Annotated in this window: 11 protein-coding genes; all 11 read right to left on the bottom strand. The window is 59.3% G+C overall.

Annotation, left to right across the window (positions count from 1 at the left end; genetic code table 11):
* Positions 1-172 precede the first annotated feature (172 nt).
* The 11 genes from GT003_RS32665 to GT003_RS25265 all read right to left on the bottom strand — a co-directional run bounded on the left by GT003_RS32665 (position 173) and on the right by GT003_RS25265 (position 16,352).
* Complete coding sequence (locus GT003_RS32665) at positions 173-1,165, bottom strand: ABC transporter permease subunit (RefSeq protein WP_161703213.1); 993 nt, start codon at positions 1,163-1,165, stop codon at positions 173-175.
* Between the two features lie 22 nt (positions 1,166-1,187).
* A complete protein-coding gene (locus GT003_RS25310; RefSeq protein ID WP_161703211.1) occupies positions 1,188-2,057 on the bottom strand; it encodes a carbohydrate ABC transporter permease in 870 nt (289 codons plus the stop codon).
* A gap of 1 nt (position 2,058) precedes the next feature.
* Positions 2,059-4,314, bottom strand: a complete 2,256-nt coding sequence (locus GT003_RS25305; RefSeq protein ID WP_161703209.1) for a DUF5696 domain-containing protein — start codon at positions 4,312-4,314, stop codon at positions 2,059-2,061.
* Positions 4,315-4,327: 13 nt separating this feature from the next.
* On the bottom strand, positions 4,328-4,975 hold the full coding sequence (locus GT003_RS25300) for a Yip1 family protein (protein WP_161703207.1): 648 nt from the start codon (positions 4,973-4,975) through the stop codon (positions 4,328-4,330).
* Entirely contained in the window at positions 4,972-6,393 is a 1,422-nt protein-coding gene (locus GT003_RS25295) for an NHL repeat-containing protein (protein WP_161703205.1), read from the bottom strand. The genes GT003_RS25300 and GT003_RS25295 overlap by 4 nt, the downstream gene beginning before the upstream one ends.
* A 12-nt stretch (positions 6,394-6,405) precedes the next feature.
* Positions 6,406-7,263, bottom strand: a complete 858-nt coding sequence (locus GT003_RS25290) for a carbohydrate ABC transporter permease (protein ID WP_161703370.1) — start codon at positions 7,261-7,263, stop codon at positions 6,406-6,408.
* A gap of 20 nt (positions 7,264-7,283) precedes the next feature.
* Positions 7,284-8,240, bottom strand: coding sequence for a carbohydrate ABC transporter permease (locus GT003_RS25285; RefSeq protein WP_161703203.1), 957 nt, complete (start codon positions 8,238-8,240; stop codon positions 7,284-7,286).
* 22 nt (positions 8,241-8,262) lie between these two features.
* A complete protein-coding gene (locus GT003_RS25280; protein WP_161703201.1) occupies positions 8,263-11,244 on the bottom strand; it encodes an extracellular solute-binding protein in 2,982 nt (993 codons plus the stop codon).
* A gap of 85 nt (positions 11,245-11,329) precedes the next feature.
* Positions 11,330-12,811, bottom strand: coding sequence for an extracellular solute-binding protein (locus GT003_RS25275; protein ID WP_161703199.1), 1,482 nt, complete (start codon positions 12,809-12,811; stop codon positions 11,330-11,332).
* A 308-nt stretch (positions 12,812-13,119) separates the two neighbouring features.
* Positions 13,120-14,484: an ABC transporter substrate-binding protein gene (locus GT003_RS25270; RefSeq protein WP_161703197.1), complete on the bottom strand. Its 1,365-nt coding sequence runs from the start codon at positions 14,482-14,484 to the stop codon at positions 13,120-13,122.
* 59 nt (positions 14,485-14,543) lie between these two features.
* Positions 14,544-16,352, bottom strand: a complete 1,809-nt coding sequence (locus tag GT003_RS25265) for a cache domain-containing sensor histidine kinase (protein ID WP_161703194.1) — start codon at positions 16,350-16,352, stop codon at positions 14,544-14,546.
* Between the last annotated feature and the right edge of the window lies 1 nt (position 16,353).

Genomic DNA, 16,353 nt, shown 5'->3' with positions numbered 1-16,353 from the left:
GAATAGAGGTGAAAAAGTGACCGCAGGTCGGTAGGAGATCGGAAAAACGAAGTGGTCGCCTTTGTAGATCGATTTCAACCGCTTAATCTTTCATATAATCAGAGAAATCGATCTACAACAGCGATTGGAGGTCCCTACCGACCGTAGGTCATGCCTTTCCCCGCAATTCCCTCTATTCAACTAATCCCGAACGCTCCACGCCCTGAATGAAATACCGCTGCAGGAACAGGTACACCAGCAGCATCGGCAAGAGCGAAACGAACGTCGCGGCCATGACCACCGGCAGGCTGAACACCTCGAACGTGCTGCCCGTCAGCGTATCGAGCGATTGATAGAGCCGCGGGAGCATCATCGGCAGCGTAAACTTCTCTTCGCTCGTCAGATAGATCGACGGTTCGAAGAAGTCGTTCCAATGCCAGACGAGCGACAGCAGCGTCGTGACGACGATCGCCGGCGGCGTCAGCGGCATGATGATCTTCCAGTAGACCCGGAAGCTGCCGCAGCCGTCCACCCGCGCGGCGTCCTCCAGCTCCCAGGGCAAGCCGCGGAACAGCTGCCGGAAGATGAAGATGAACAGCGCGCCCCGCAGCCCGTTGCCGAAGAACGACGGAATGACGAGCGGCAGCACGCTGTCGAGCCAGCCCATCGTCTTGTACTGCATGAACAACGGCACGATGATGGTCTGCGGCGGAATGATCATCGTGAACATGCAGAGGACGAACAGCACCTCGCGCCCCGGGAACTTGATGCGGGCGAAGCCGTAAGCGATGAACGAGCAGGATAAGACCTGCCCGACCACGCTGGCGACCGCGATCAGCGCCGAATTGTTGAAGTGCGTCCAGAACTGGAGGCCTTTCATGCCGTAATAGAAGTTCTCCCATGCGAGGCTCGTCGGAATCCATTTGATCGTAAAATCCATCAAATCCGCGGGCTGCTTGAGCGCGGTGGTCGTCATGTAAATGAACGGATACAGAAATACGAACGCCAGATCGATCAGGATGAGATAAACGAACAGCCGGTAGATGAATCCGACCCAGCGGCTCTTGCTCCCGATGCGATTGATGACGGTGTTGTTGCGGATCGCGGCCGCCGCTTTGCCGCGGACACTCGCCTCGGCGAGCGCGGCCAAGCGCGGCTTCGCCTTCGATGCCGGTATCGACTTCACGATGCGTACGCCTCCTTGCTTCTTATTTTTCGCCGGTGTACACGACCAGCCGCCGGGTAGAAACGAACACGAGAACGAGCAGCAGGAAAATAAACAAGAAGTAGATCCAGCCCATGCTGGAGGCATAGCCCATCTCGATATTGGTAAAGGCGGTATCCTTGATGTAGACCATCATCCGGTTGTTGATGTCCGTGAACGAATCCACGCACGTATAGACGAGATTGAGCAGGATGATCGGCGTCATGAGCGGGAGCGTAATCTTCCAGAACATCTCCCACTCCGTCGCCCCGTCGCATCTCGCGGACTCGTAGAGCGATACGGAGATGCCCTGCAAACCGGCCAGGAAGAGCAGGATCTGCACGCCCGTCTTCCAGAAGATGACCGTCAAACGGCTCAGCATGTCGAAGACGATCTGGGAGAACGTCGGCCCCATGTAGAGGAAGACTTCGTCCGGCACCCCGATGCCGTTGACCATCGTGTCCTTCCCGACGCCGGCGTACAGCAGCTGCTGCATCGCGAGCCCGGAGCCGATCAGCACCGGCAGGAAGAACGCCGCCCGGAAGAACGCGCGTCCCCGGATATTGTGATTGAGCAGGATCGAGATGAACAGCGAGAATACGAGGATGAGCGGCGTATTGATCAGCGCGTCCTGGATGACCGAGATAAACAGCGGGATGAACTTCGTGTCCAGCACGAACGCCTTGTTGAAATTGTCCCAGCCGACCGACTTCAGCTCGAAATTGCCGACGTTCGCCACCTCGTGGAAGCTCAGCCATATGGAATACACCAAAGGATAGAGCATGAACAACGCGAAGCCGATCGCCCATGGCGCGATATAGACATAGCCCGCCATCATCTTCTTTCGTTCGAGACTGAGCCTTCTCCCTCTCATGTTATCCCTCCTTCGGCACGACGATGAAGTTTTTGCCCGGCACGGTATGCGAATCCGCCTGGAGTTCACCCGATGAATAATTGACGAAGACCCTAGTGCCGTCCTCGTAGGCCGCCTCGTACAGATCCTTCCGAAGCTTCCGGTGCGACGTCATGGCCTGGGACCACAGCGGCGCCAGCTTCTCGTTCATTTCCTTGTACTGCCGGATCGCCTGCGCCGACCAACTCTTGTAATCGGAGCTGAACAAGTCGTTATAATAGGTGTCCTTCAGCTCGTCGGCGTAGTTCATCGTGAATTGGTAGTACGGCATATAGCCGTATTCCACCATCTTGAGGTATTGCAGCTGCGGGTCGTAGAACAGATTCTGCGCATCGCCGGAATACGGGATGAGCCCGTGCACGACCATCTGATAGAGCGGGATCGTCTCGTCGGTGAAGAAGTAGCCGCTGTCCTCCATCGGAATGCCGAACAGGCGCGAGGAGTTCTTCAGGCTGTACCCGTTGCCGCCGATCGAGGCCGCGCCGCCGAACTGCTTCACGGACTTCTCCATCATTTGCATCCAATGCGCGGCCGTGCCCTCGCGGGTCGCCGGGTAATCGGAATTGTAATCGTAGTAGTCCTGATACCCGATGCCGTCGAAATTGATGCCCGAGACGGACAGCTTGCGCAGCGGATCGAGCACCTTGGACTGGAACTGCTTGTTCTGCTTGCCCGCGCTCAAGTTGAAGGACTCGCTGTACCGGTCGGTGACGGCAAAATGGTTCGCTCCCACGACGACGTCGGTGCGCGTGGAGAACCCGTCGATGCCTTTCCAGGCGTCGACGTAATTGTCCTGCAGAAACAGCTGAATCCCCTGTTTCTTGGCGTATTCGCTCAGCTTCTCCAAGCCGCCGAGTCCGCCCAGCTTCGCGGACGGCTCGTTCCCCGACGGATAGGCGAGGTAGCCCTTGCCGGTCCAGCCGAGCAAATTCGCGGAGATCGTGCCGACGCCCTGCCGGCCCAAGTCCGCCATGATCTGCTGCGCTTCGTCGAACGTCGTCGTCGCGATGAACTTGTCGAACAGGATCCGATCCTGCTTGATGCCCATTAGCAGGTCGAGCCCGAACGGAATGGGATCCCCCTTCTTGATCCGCGGCTGCACGCCTTGTTCGTCGACCAGGTAATTGCGGTAAGCCGCGGCCATATGGCTGTAGTCGGCTTCTTCCCCGCTCAGGAACACGTAGCGAATCGTATGGTCTTCCCGGATCAAGTCTTTCTCGGGTTTCTTGGTCAAGTTCCCGTCCTTCTTGACCGCCTCGTAATCCCGGCGGTAGACCAGCTCCGAGGAGACGCGGTTCAAGTCGATCAGATAACCGCTCGGAGAGAACAGGATGTTCGCGTCGTACTCACCTTCGGTAATCATCCCGAGGAAGGCGTTGTCCCCGACCTTCTGGCCGAAGATCGGCAGCATGGCGTTCATCTGCCTCGTCATGCTGTTGAAATCGATGGTGTCCGGACCGTACACGCTGGCGCGGTAAGGATTCAAATACGTGGGATGAATGCGCTTGAACGTCGACAACGCGCCGGAGCCGTCCGGATAGACGGAATAGCCTTGATCGCGATCCGTCGCCGCGCCGAAGAATGGCAGCGGCGAGATCGCCATGAGCCAATTGTTCTTCGATTCCCGGATAGATGCCCCCGGAATCGTGACTTCCAAGGCATCGTCTTTCAGCCGGAAGTTCATATCGAAGCTCATCTTCAGCCGCGGCAGCTCGTAATGCACGGAGATGCCATTATCCAGCGGAGTCGTCTTCATCTCGGGCCGCTCCAGCGCGGAGTTGGTCTCCTGCGTTTCGAGCGCCGGCAGGTCGGGGTCCGCGAACGTCAAGTGGAAGATCGACTGGCTGCTGGCCGTCCAGAGCTCGTTGCCGTCGGCGCTGACCTCCTTCTGCGGCACGGCCGACTCCCAGAGATGCCCGTTGCTCTTGTCCTTGACGGCGATCGCGGAATCGGAGGCGCGGAACAGCAGCTCCAGGCGGTCCGTCTGCGCGATCCTCTCGTAAGCCCCCGGCTCGGGGGCCGGTTCTCCGCCTGCCGGTTCGTCTTCGGCCGCCGCATCGGCTTCCGCCGCCGCGGCAGCGGCCGCTTTCGCCGGATCGAGCTCCGTCCGCGCCCGCTCGACGGCACTCCGCAGGGAAGGCAGCGCCAAGAGCACCAGCGCGGCGACGACGCAGCCGACGGTTGCGTAGTAGAGCCAGCGTTTGGCTTTGATCCTCATCGGGTTCCCCTCCTCACTTCTCCATTAAATAGCGGGCCTCTACGATGACCTCGCGAACGAATTGCAGCACATGGTTCGTCAGCGCGAAGACGAGGCCGACCGTTCCCCAGAAGATCAAGAAGGCAAAGATGGACAAAAGCATGACGCCGACGGATTTCGAGAAGGTGTAATCGTTCAGCACCTTGAGCTGAATGAAAATCAGCAGCGCGACCCATACCCACACGATGAGATTGATGCTGTTGTACAGCCCGAGCTCGCCTCTGGACATGATCCGGGAGACGGCCGCGAGCGGAATGGCAAACACGATGTACGGAATCAAGGCGTACGACATCGCCGTCAGGATCTGGCTGAAGTAAGCTTCGCCGTCCATGATCGCCGTAATCAGATAACAGGCGATGACGCCGGAGACCAGCGGCACCACGAAACGGATCACTTCCAGGTTCAGATCGGCATTCTCGGGCTGAAGCGACGTAATATGGAAGCTCGTCATGTAGATCGTCGCGATCCGGACGCACAGGGTCAGCACGATCAGCACGAAGGCCGCCATCAAGTTCTTCGTTCGCTGCAGCTCCTCGAAGCTCTCCGACGGACGGAAGAGAACCGCGATGGCGAGCCGCGCCGAACGCAGCCCGGTTCGTTTCATGACCAACGCTTTATTCAATAGCCGTACCTCCTTATGACGGAGTTCGTGATGCGAATCATCCCTCTCACCAGAAGGTATACCGCATAAATGACCAGTGCCGCGCCGATGATCAGCCATCCGAGATACTTGCGCATGATATCATGCCGGTACTCGGCAAACGCCTTCGAATACCCGTCCTGATCCTCGCCCAGCTTGAATTCCTTCATCGCCGCCTTCCACTGCTCTTCCTTCATCAGCGCTTTCGCGACGCCGCGGTGAGCGAGCGGATAGTTCTCGTCGATCGTCAGCACTTCCTTCCAGGGGACGAGCGCCTCCTGGTAGCGCCCGCTGTAATGCAGCTGGCTCGCCCGATGGACCAAGTCCGCGAACCGCGTCGGCTGGAAAATCTGAATGTTGTTCCGGTCCCGGTCGAGCACGTAAATCTTGCCCGCTTTGTCCGTCACGATGCTGACGGGGTATTCGAACCGGCTCTTCACGTCGCCTTGGCCGCCGAACACGGCAAGCAGGTTTCCCTCTTGATCGTACTGGTAAATCTTGCGCGACATCGCGTCCAGCGCATTGATGACGCCGTATTGATCGACGGCCAGGTCGACGAAGTACGGCAGCTCCATCGTGCCGCTGTCGATGGAAGACTGGCCGAACGCGGCCTTCTTGTAGATGTTTTCGCCCATGGCGTTGAACTTCTTGATCTGATCCGTATCGATCAGCACGGTGGGCGTATAGATGAAGCCCTTCCCGTCCAGCGTCAAGTTGGCGTTCTGCGGCGGAACCTCGTTGTTCAGCTGCTCCCGCTGCTCCGGCGTCGCCAGCACCCGGACGAGCAGCTTCTTCCAATCGAACGGGATGCGGTTCGCGCCGATATAGCCGCGGAACCGGTTCAGCGCGTCGAGCATCATAAAGCCGCTGTAGTCGTTCTTGTTGAGCACGTACAGGTAGCCGCGCCGGTCCAAGATGACTTTGTCCGGGGCGAACTCCATATCCGGGCTGAGCAGGCTCGACTCCGGCTTGACGAAAGCTTCGATGACCTTGCCCTCCGGAGAGAGGTGGACGACCTGCCCGTTCCCCGTATCCGCGACGAACATATCGCCGAGCTGGTCGACGAAGATTCCGCCCGGCTTGTCGAGATCGACGCCCTGCTCCTTGCCGTAGCTTCCCAGCACTTTCCCGTCGGCGTTCAATTTCACGATCCGATCGTTATCGGTGTCCGCCACGTACAGCAGTCCCTTGTCGTCGATGAACAGGTCGCTCGGTTTATTAAAGCCTTGATCGCCGATGTCCAGGATGACCTTGTCGACCGAATAGGTCAGCGGAATCGGGATTTTATACCCGTACATGGGATCGATCGTATAGGACATTTGCGGGAGCGCATAGGCGGGCAGCCCGCCGCACAGCAGCAGCAGGCAGCCGAGTACGGCCGCCGTTATTCGTTTGTGCATCCTCTCCGCCCCCTAAGATTTGATCCCGGAATGAACCATCGTATTCATGACCAGCCGTTGGAACAGCATGAAGATCAAGATCGGCGGCAGCGTGACCAGCAGCGTGCCCGCGGCGAGCGCGCCCGACCGCGCGACGACGCCCGGCCCTCCGGCCAGCGTTTGGATGGCGAGCGGCAGCGTCTTCATCGTCTCGCTCGTCGTGAACACGAGCGCCGAGAAATAATCGTTCCAGTTGCCGATGAAGGAGAAAATGATCAGCGTCGCCCAGGCCGGCTTGCTGACCGCCATGATGACCTTCCAGAATATCTTCCACTCCGACGCGCCGTCGATATGGGCCGCCTCGATCAAGGCGTCCGGAATCTGATCGAAGAACTGCTTCATCAGGAAGATGTTGAAGGCGACGGCGATCTTCGGCAGAATGAGCGCCCAATAGGTATTGACGAGACCGAGCTTCGATACGATCATATAGGTCGGAATCTGCGTCACCTGCGGCGCGAACATCAGCGCGGAGAGGATGACGGCGAAGATGAAACTCGCGCCCGGCGGCTTGAATTTGGACAGCACGAACGCGCCGAGGCAGCAGACGATCAGACTGGCCGCCACGATGGAGCCGGAGACGAACACGCTGTTGAAGATGTAGCGCGTGAACGGGACGACCGAGCTGTCCGTGGCGGTCAGCAGGTCGAAGAAGCTGCGCAGCGTCGGCTTGCGGACGAAGAACGTCGGCGGATACAGAAACAACTCGTTAAGCGGCTTGAAGGCCGTCGATACCATGTAGATGATCGGCAGCGCGGTGAAGCCGACCAACGCGATCATGAATGCGTACAGCAATCCCCTGTTGAAGCGGGCAACCCATTTTCCGTAATTCATCGTCACGTCCTTCGGCCTCCCTATTGTTCTTTGGACGACAGCAGCTTCATCACGATCCTGCCCAAGCCGAAGGTCAAGAAGAACAGGAACACCGCGATGGAAGAGGCGTAGCCAAGCTCGAAGCGAATGAAGGCATAATCGAACAAATGCGAGATGATCGTATGTCCCGCATAGTTGGGGCTTGGCATGCCGGCGATGGCCACGGCGATGTCGAACACCCCGAACGCGGCGACGATGGAGTTGACCGCGCCGAACAGCAGCTGCGGCTTCATCAGCGGCACGGTAATGTACCACAGTTCCTGGAACCGGCTGGAGATGCCGTCGATCGCCCCGGCCTCGTACAGCTCGGGCGATACGTTCTGCAGCCCCGCGAGGAAGACCAGGAAGCCCGTTCCCATGCTCATCCACAAAGACACGATTATGATGACCGGCATGATTCTGTCCGGATCGGTCGTCCATAGAATCGGTTCGCTGATCATCCCCCAGCTTAGCATCCAGTTGTTCAGCAGGCCGTAGCGGTCCCCGGAGAAAATGTACAGCCAGACGATCGAGAGGGCGATGCCGCTCGTAATCGAAGGTACGTAGAAGGCCAGGGAGAACAGCATCTTGGCCCGCAGCGAGTTGATCACCCATGCCAGCATGAACGACAGGCAGTAGCTGAGCGGACCGGCGATGACCGCGAACACGAAAGTGTTCTTGATCGATTTGATAAAGGTATCGTCTTCCAGGAACAAGACGCTGTAATTCGAGAGGCCGACCCATTTCGCCGGCTGGAGCATGTTGTAATAGGTGAAGCTGAGATAGACGGACTGAATGACCGGCACGACCGTGAAGACGATGAAGAGAATGAGGAAGGGGCTGAGGAACAGATACCCCAGCGCCGCCTTCTTCCCTGCCTGCGTTAATTTCAATTTCAACCGCTTGGGCTTCTCGGCCGTCACCCGAAGCGGATTCGATATTTCCACGCTGCTTTCCATGCCGCTCCTCCTCCCAAGGCCGCTAATCCGGCGAGAACCCGAATTCTTTTTGCTTGGCTGCGAGCTCTTTGTTGACGTCCTTGATTCCCTGCTCCAGCGATTCCCGAATGTTCGTGCCGCCCAGAACGACGCGGTTCCACGCGTTATCGATGTTGCGCGCCGTGAAGTAGCCGCCAAGCACGTACGGCTGCTCCTTGTAGAACTTCCACTGATCCGTCAGCGCCTTCAAGTCGTCTTCCGGCCAGGGCAGCTGCGTGAAGGCTTCGACGTTCGCCGTATTCCAGCGCGCCTCGACGCCGAGCAGCGCCTCCAGCTCTTGGCCGAACTGCACTTGGCTCTCCGTGCTGGTCCACCATTTCAGAAACTCCCAGGCTTCCTCCTGATGCTGCGACTGCTTGAAGATCGCGACGGACTGGACGTTCCCGCCGCTCGTGCGGTCGATGGTGCCGTCCGCCTTCTCGTGGCCCGGCGACGGCGCGACGCCCCAGCGTCCCACCAATTCGGGCGCCGCGGTCGACAGCAGCACGTAGGTCAGATAATCCGCGATTCCGATCGGCATCTCCCCGGTACGGAACCGGTTGAAGAAATTGGCCGACACGGGGAACTTATAGTTCGTGTACAGCTCCGTCCATTCGGTAAAAGCTTGGAAGGCCTCCGGCGAATCGAGGCCCGACTTCTTGCCGTCCGCTTGATAGAATTCGCCGCCGTTCTGATAGAGGAACGGCATGAACCCGAGGGACGAGATCGGATAATACATCTGCATCCCGTTCTGCTGCAGGACCGGCAGCATCGCGTACGTATCCTCCCAGGTTTGCGGCACGCTGACGCCGAGTTCCTTGAGAATATCCTTGCGGTATACGAGCACGTTGAAGTCCTGCGTCTCCGGAAGCGCGAAGTTGCCGCCGTTATACCGGAACGGGATGAGCGCGCCCGGCAGGAACCGCTTGCTGACTTCCGCGTAATCCGGGAACTTCGACAAGTCGACGGTGGCATCCCGGATCGCGAACTCGACGGGCAGATGCGCGTCGACGCCCGTCGCCACGTCCGGCGCTTTGCCGGAGCTTGCCGCCAGCAGCAGCGTATTGACGGAGCCCGAATTCAATTGTCCGGCGGGCAGCGTATTCACGTTGATGCGAATGCCCGTCTTCGGTGTAAAATCCTCCTCAGCCATTTCCTTCATGATCTCCGCCCACTCTTTGCCCCGGGATACCCATACTTCGAGCACCGGTCCTTCTTCCTTCGCGGCCGCGCCCTTGCCGTCGCCATAGACGCTGCCGACGCCGGTGTAATCCTTCGTGAACGAAGCCGCGAAGTTCTTCAGCGTGCTGACGGACTTCTGCCAGATATTCGACTTCACGTTCGGATAGTCCGTGTCCGGCGCGCTGATCAGCAGGTAATCCAGCACGAGCGGTACGTTCTGCAGGCCCGTCAGCAGCGTGCTCAGGCTGGTTTGGCTGTTGCTGAGCTCCGAGAGCTGCCGCGGAATCGAGTCGGGATTGTTGACCATCCGCTCGAAAGTATGGTTCATCATGCGCAGGCTGCTCACCGTGCTGGGGACCTTCTCGGATATCGCCGTCAGCGCGTCCATCTGGACGAGCAGGTTGTCGGCGATGGCCTTCAAGTCCTCGACGAGCTCGGGCACCTTCTTCCCCAGCTCGTATTCGAAGTTCGGATCCGGCGTCGGCCCCGTGACCATGATGATGCGCCGATAGAGATCGGACAGCTTCTGCGTATCCTCCGTCAGCGCTTCGACGATGCCTTGATACGGACCGACCTCGGCGACCATCGTAATCGTGTGTTCGCCCGCCGTCAGATGCATCAGCAGCGGCTCGGCCTCTCCCGTCTTGGGGTTATCCCGGTGCAGCGTCTCGATGCGCCAGTTCCGCGAATAGCTGAACGGATAGAGCTCCATTTCCTTGTTCGGAACCTCGCCGTCGATCAGAATCTGGCGATAGGACGGCAGCCCGTCGCCCCACCATTGCCCGATTTTCAGTCCGATTTTGTACAACCCTTCCTTTGGCACCTCGAACGTCCAAGAGGCTTTCTGGCCGCCCTTCCTCCAGCGCCAGTCGCCGAAGGCGTTCAGCCGGATCCTGCCGTCGCCCGCCGGTTCCGTAAGCGGATCGCCGTTCGATTCCCTCCGGATCGTCGGATCGGACTTGGTCGGATTGTTCTCCGCCTGCACCTTGACGTTGACGTCCCGAACCGGTTCCAAGCCTTGGTCGAGGTACGCTTGCTCCGCCTCGTCGTAGCTTGGCGGCCGCTTCGGCGACGTCAGCGAGATCCAGTCGACCGCCATCGCTTCCGTCAGGAAATTCATGCGGATCGTATGCTTGCCCGCCGCGAAGTAGAATTGATAAGGCGCCGGATACAGCCCGTTTCCGTCGACGATCGGCTGTTCGATCCAGACGGGCCGCTCGATCTGCTTCGGGCGCACCTCGTCGCCTTGATTGTTCAGGAGCACTTCGCCTTGATCGAGCCAATTGCGATAGAAATAAATGCGCTGCGCTTCGCGGAAAGGACTCTTCCCGTCGATGAGCAGCTCGCGCTGGATCGGCAGCCGCTTTCCTGCGAGGGGATAGTACCGGGCGTTCAAATTGTAGAGGCCGTCCGCCGGCACGTCCACGGTCCATTCCAGCCACGTCGTCGCTTTGTCCCAGACCAGCGCGGAGGTCTGCCCGTCCACCGTCTCCGACGGCGGCTTCGCGCCCCCGAACGCCGAATATCGATTCGCGTTCCACGCGTCGTCCGGCTGATCGGCCGGTGTATAGCCCTTCTCCGCATAAGCCGCCAGCGTCTTGCCGTAGGTCGGCTGCAGGATGGCGTCCATGGACAGCTGTTCCGCATCCGTCTGCAGATTTCCTTGATTCTGGGTGCGATCCCGCAATCGCTCGCTGGCGTAGGATTGAGGGTTGTCGCCAAAGGTCGCGAGGAGCGCCAAGCAGGCTATCGCGACCAGCGCGATCCGCTTCCGTTTCCATGCCTTGTTCCGCTGCCGATTCAAGCCCTTCACCTCTTTATCGTTTCGTTGCGTCCGCGCCGCGCGCGGGAAAGGGGTGCGGCTTCCCGCCCCCTTCCGAGTCCGTTCGCTATTTGGCCTGCAGTTTCTTGAGCTCGCTGTCCACGTTCTTCTTGACTTCGTCCAGCAGTTTCTTCGGCTCGCCCTTGCCGTTCAACGCCAGATCCTGCACGCGGAACGTTTCGTCCCACATCTTCTGGCCGGCCGGGGTGACGGGACGGAAATGAGCGTTCGGCATCATGTCCAGGAATACTTTGAGCTGCGGGTTATCCGCGATCTTGATCTCCTCGTTGACTTTCGGCATGGCCGTGATATCGTTGCCCGCGTCCGCGCGTTTGGCCCAGAGCAGCGTGCCTTTGTACCCCGTAATGAACTTCAGCAGCTCCCATGCTTCCTGCGGGTGCTTGCCGCCCTTCGGCATGGCGAAGGACCAGCCGCCGGCCCATGTCGTCTGCGGGTACCCTTCCTCGGAAGGCATCGGCGCAACGCTCCACTCGAAGGTCGGCTTGACCTTCGCGTTGCTCTTCAGATCGTTCAATATCCAGTTGCCGTCGACCATGAAGCCGACCTTGCCCGTCCAGAACGGATTGATGCCGGTCTTGCCCATGACGTCGTTGAACTTGTTGATTTTGGCCATGTCGTATTTCTTGGCGTAGCCCGTCATCCATTCGAGCGTTTTCACGATCTGCGGGTCGTTCGGCGTCAACTCGCCGTCCTTCGTCCATTCGCCGCCGAAGTTCCAGCTCTGCGTATACAGATAGCTCTGGCCCATCCATGGAATAAAGCCGACCTGCTCGTACCCGCCGCTCGTCGATTTCTTGAAGATCTTCTCCGCCATGCTGTCCAGCTCGTCGATGGTCGTCGGCGGCTTGTTCGGGTCGAGGCCCGCTTCCTTCATCAGCGTCTTGTTGTAATACAGTCCGCGGTTGTCCGTGCCGAACGGCATCGCGTACGCTTCGTTATTGTAGTTGCCCTCCGCCCAGACGGCCGGATAGTAATCGTTGCCGCTGATCTCGCTGTCCATCTCGAGATAAGGCGTCAAGCTCTCCAGGGAACCCTTGGCCGCCCAGGCGCCCGCCAAGAAGCGGTCCAGTATCGCCACGTCCGGCGGAGTGCCGCCGGCGATCAGCGTGGTCAGCTTGTCGTTGCCGCCTTGGTCGGGCATGTATTTCACTTTGATGTTGGGATGCTCCTTCTCGAACTCGCCGATCACGATCTTCGTGAAATCCGTCTGGAACTTGCCGCTCCAGCCCCATAACGTAAGCGTGATCTTCTCCCCGCTGCCCGCGGCCGCATCGCCGCCTGCCGCGTCGGCGTTCTTGTCGCCGGCCGCCGCCTCGTTGCCCGCGCCTGCGGCGTTGCCCGTGCCTGCCGCGTCGTTCGCTTTCGCCCCGGCATCGGCATCGGCATTGCTGCCCGCGTTGCCCGTATCCGATTCGCCGCCCCCGTTCGACCCTCCGCAGCCCGCCAATACCACGCTTAGCGATACCACGGCCGCAAGAATCTTTATCATTTCCGGTCTCGCATGCATGCTCCTTCTTCTTTTGTTCACCTTCAAGCCTCCTCGATATGGTCGATTGGGAATCGGTCAACCTTCTTCTAGTGTAGAGGAATTACCGGATCGGGGTAATGCGAGCGCCTTTAGGTTTGGTGTAGTATTTTGACCCGATTTCACGAGGCGGATAACGCAAAGGCTGCCCCTCCGTCATCTTCATGACGTCGGGACAGCCTCTTGCGCGAAGAAACTTCACGCTGCGAATATTAATGCTATGAATGCGTAATGCCATGAATTCAACGCGGATGAATCCGTCATGAGCAAGACTCCGGCGCGCTGCGAATTCCGCATGCAAGGCTGCATGTTCAGCCTCCGCCTCCTGTCGATCTCGCCTTCACTTTGGCCAGCTCGGCGTCGACCTTCTTCTTCATCTCGCCCAGCAGCGCCTTGGGCTCCCCCTGCAGGCTGACGGCCAACCGCTGCACGCGGTACATTTCGTCCCACAGGAACCCCCCTACCGGCGTCACCGGACGAATATGGGCATGCTCCAGCAATTTGACGAATACGCTCAGATCCTTCTTTTTGTCCAGCCCGAGCCGTTCGTTCACCTCCGGAATGCTGGTCAGATCGTACTTGCCCGCGGCCGCGCGCCCTGCCCATAACAGCGATCCCTCCTTGCCGGCGATGAACTTCATGAACCGCCAAGCCTGCTCCTTATGCTCGGCGCCCTTGGGCATCACGAACGACCAGCCCCCCGACCAGGACCCGGAGGAGCGGCCGTCCGCCGTCGGCATCGGCGTCACGCCCCATTCGAAGCGAGCCGCGCCCATTCCGTTGAGCAGCCAATTGCCCTCCACGGCGAATCCGACCCTGCCGGATACGAACGGGTTCGTGCCGGACTGCCTCATTCCGTCCGAGAAGCTTTCCAGCTTCGCGGCGTCGTATTTCTTGGCGTAGCCCTGCATCCACTGCAGCGCCCGCAGAATCGCCGGATCATCGAGCGTCAGCTTCCCGTTCCGCTCCCATTCCCCGCCGAAATTCCAGCCATACGTATAGAGGAAGCCCTGCGCCTGCCAAGGGATAAAGCCCACTTGATCGTATTCTCCCCTGGCGTTGCGCTTGAACATCCGTTCCGCCATCTGATCCAGCTCGGCGATGGTCTTCGGCGGCTTATCGGGATCGAGGCCGGCCTCCTTCATCATGGATTTGTTGTAGAACATGGCACGGCTGTCCACGTTCCACGGCAGCGCGTACGTCTTTCCCTCGTACTGCGCTTCCGACCATACGTTGGGATAATAGATACCTGCCATTCCGTCCGCTTCGGCCTCCGCGGACAAGTCCTCGAGCGCGTCCATCTCGGCCCATTCGCCCACGAGGAATCGGTCGAACATCGCGACGTCCGGCGCTTTGCCGCCCGCGATGGCCGTCAGCAGCTTGTCGGATGCCTGCGAATTATCCGAGTTCTCCACGAAGGACATCCGGACTTTGATATCGGGATTGTTCGTCTCGAAGGGGGTAACCACGTTATCGCGGAACTCCTTCTCGAAGTCTCCGCCCCACGGGAACCAGAAGCTGATCGTCACCGGATCGCCGACCGCCTCCTCCGCGATACCCGACCCGGCCCCGTTATCGTCCCCACTGCCGCAGGCATGCAGCAGCGGCACGGCCCCCATGAGAACGGCCAGCAGCGACGCGGCCGCCTTCTTGCGCATCAACAGCGTCTTCAACATTTCAGTCCTCCTCCTTCCATGCCTCGCGATATCCGCAATCCTCGGCGGAACGCGGCGGATTAGCTGATTTGTCTGGCAGAGCTTCCCTTGACCAGCGGAATCGTGAGCTCGACGCGGGTGCCTTGTCCGCAGCTGCTGTCGATCTCGATGCCATACTGCATGCCGTAGGCGATTTGGATTTGGGCGTTGATGTTGCGGAGCGCAAAATGGCTTCCTTCGATGGCCGCCTCGCTTCGCAGCAGCTGCTGCAGCTCGCTCAGCTTATCCGGCTGCATGCCGTTGCCGTCGTCGACGACGACGAACTTCAGGCATCCGCCCTCGCGATGGAACGAGACGTCGAGCCTTCCTTTGCCCGGCTTCTTCTCCAATCCGTGATAGATGGCATTCTCCACGATCGGCTGAAAGATGGATTTGAGCACCTTGTACTCGCCCAGCGTCTCCTCCACATGCAGATGCATGGCGAACTTATCCCGGTAACGGACCTTCTGAATCATGATGTAGCTGTCGATCAATTGAACGATTTGGTCGACGTTGACCTCGTCCCTGCCCTCGCTCAAGCTGAGGCGCAAATACTTGGACAGGCCGAAAACCATCGTGCTGATGTCGTCCACCTTGTTAATGCGTGCGATCCAATGCACGGAATCGAGCGTATTGTACAGAAAATGCGCGTTGATCTGCGAGCCCAGCATCTTCAGCTGCAGCCCCTGCTCCAGCAGCTTCTGCACGTAAAGCTCGTTGATCAGCTCCTTGATGCGGGACACCATGCCGTTGAAATGAAGGAACAGATAGCCGAACTCATCCTCGCGCTTGTCCGCGATGCGCACGTCGAAATCGCCGTTCTTGGCCCTGCGCATGGCGCGGATCATCCGATGAAGCGGCCGGTGGACCGATGCGGCGATAAAGACGGCCAGCAAGATGCCGATCGTGAAGCATGCGAGCCCCAGCATCAGCATATACCAGCGGATATCGCGCGCTTCCTTCATCAGGTTCGCGCCGCGCAGCATGCCGACCAGCGTCCAATCCGCCGTTTCGAGCCGATTGTAGACGACCAGCTTCTTCTCCCCGTCGATCATGCGGCCGAACAGGCCTTGGCGGGCGTTCGCTAAAGGAAGGCCGAGGCGGGTCGCCCCCAGCAGGCCGTCCTTGTCGCCGACGATTGCCCCGTCATTGTCGACCAGGACGTTCACGCCCGACCCGTCGTAGTCGATCTCCGACAGCAAATCCGTAATCTCCGCCGCTTCCACCTCGTACAGCAGCACGCCGATAACTTCGCCGCCGCTGGCGATGTCCCTCTCCGCCCGGCCGAAGGAAAATACGGGCTTGGCGTTCGGCTCCGCGCCCCGGATCAGCGAGGGCCCGATGCCGAAGTAGACGATGCCCCCCTCCGCCTTGCGGATGCGCTCGTACCAGGTCGTATTGGAGAAATCGGCCGCGTACGGGTTAAAGGCCGGGAAAGAATCCCGCGGCGAATAACGGAAGGAAGCGCCCCGCTCTCCCAGCAGATAAATATTTTTCATGTCGTTCCGCGAATTCACGAGGTTCGCGAGAAAAGCCGTGTTGGCGTTGTTCGTGTCGATTCGCTCCAGTTCGCTCCGGAACTTGCCGCTCAGCTGCTTCTGGATCTCCTTGTTGCCCAAGACCAGCATCGACCGGTCTTCGTAGCCCGCCAGGATCGTATCGATCCGTTTGCTCAGTTGATGCACGTTCTGAAGCGCCATGCCGCCGACCTTGGTTTCGATGATTTCCGCCGATTTGCCGTACGATAGATAGCCCATGACGGTCACGATAATGAGAATGCTGGCTGCATAGAAGCCGAATACCTTGACTCCGACCGAAGCAAGGTTGGATTTTCGTAAGAACGTCAGCATG

This window comes from Paenibacillus sacheonensis, assembly GCF_009909195.1.
Taxonomy (GTDB): domain Bacteria; phylum Bacillota; class Bacilli; order Paenibacillales; family Paenibacillaceae; genus Paenibacillus_Z; species Paenibacillus_Z sacheonensis.
Note: the sequence above shows the minus strand (reverse complement) of the source record. Positions and strands in the feature narration are given on the sequence as shown.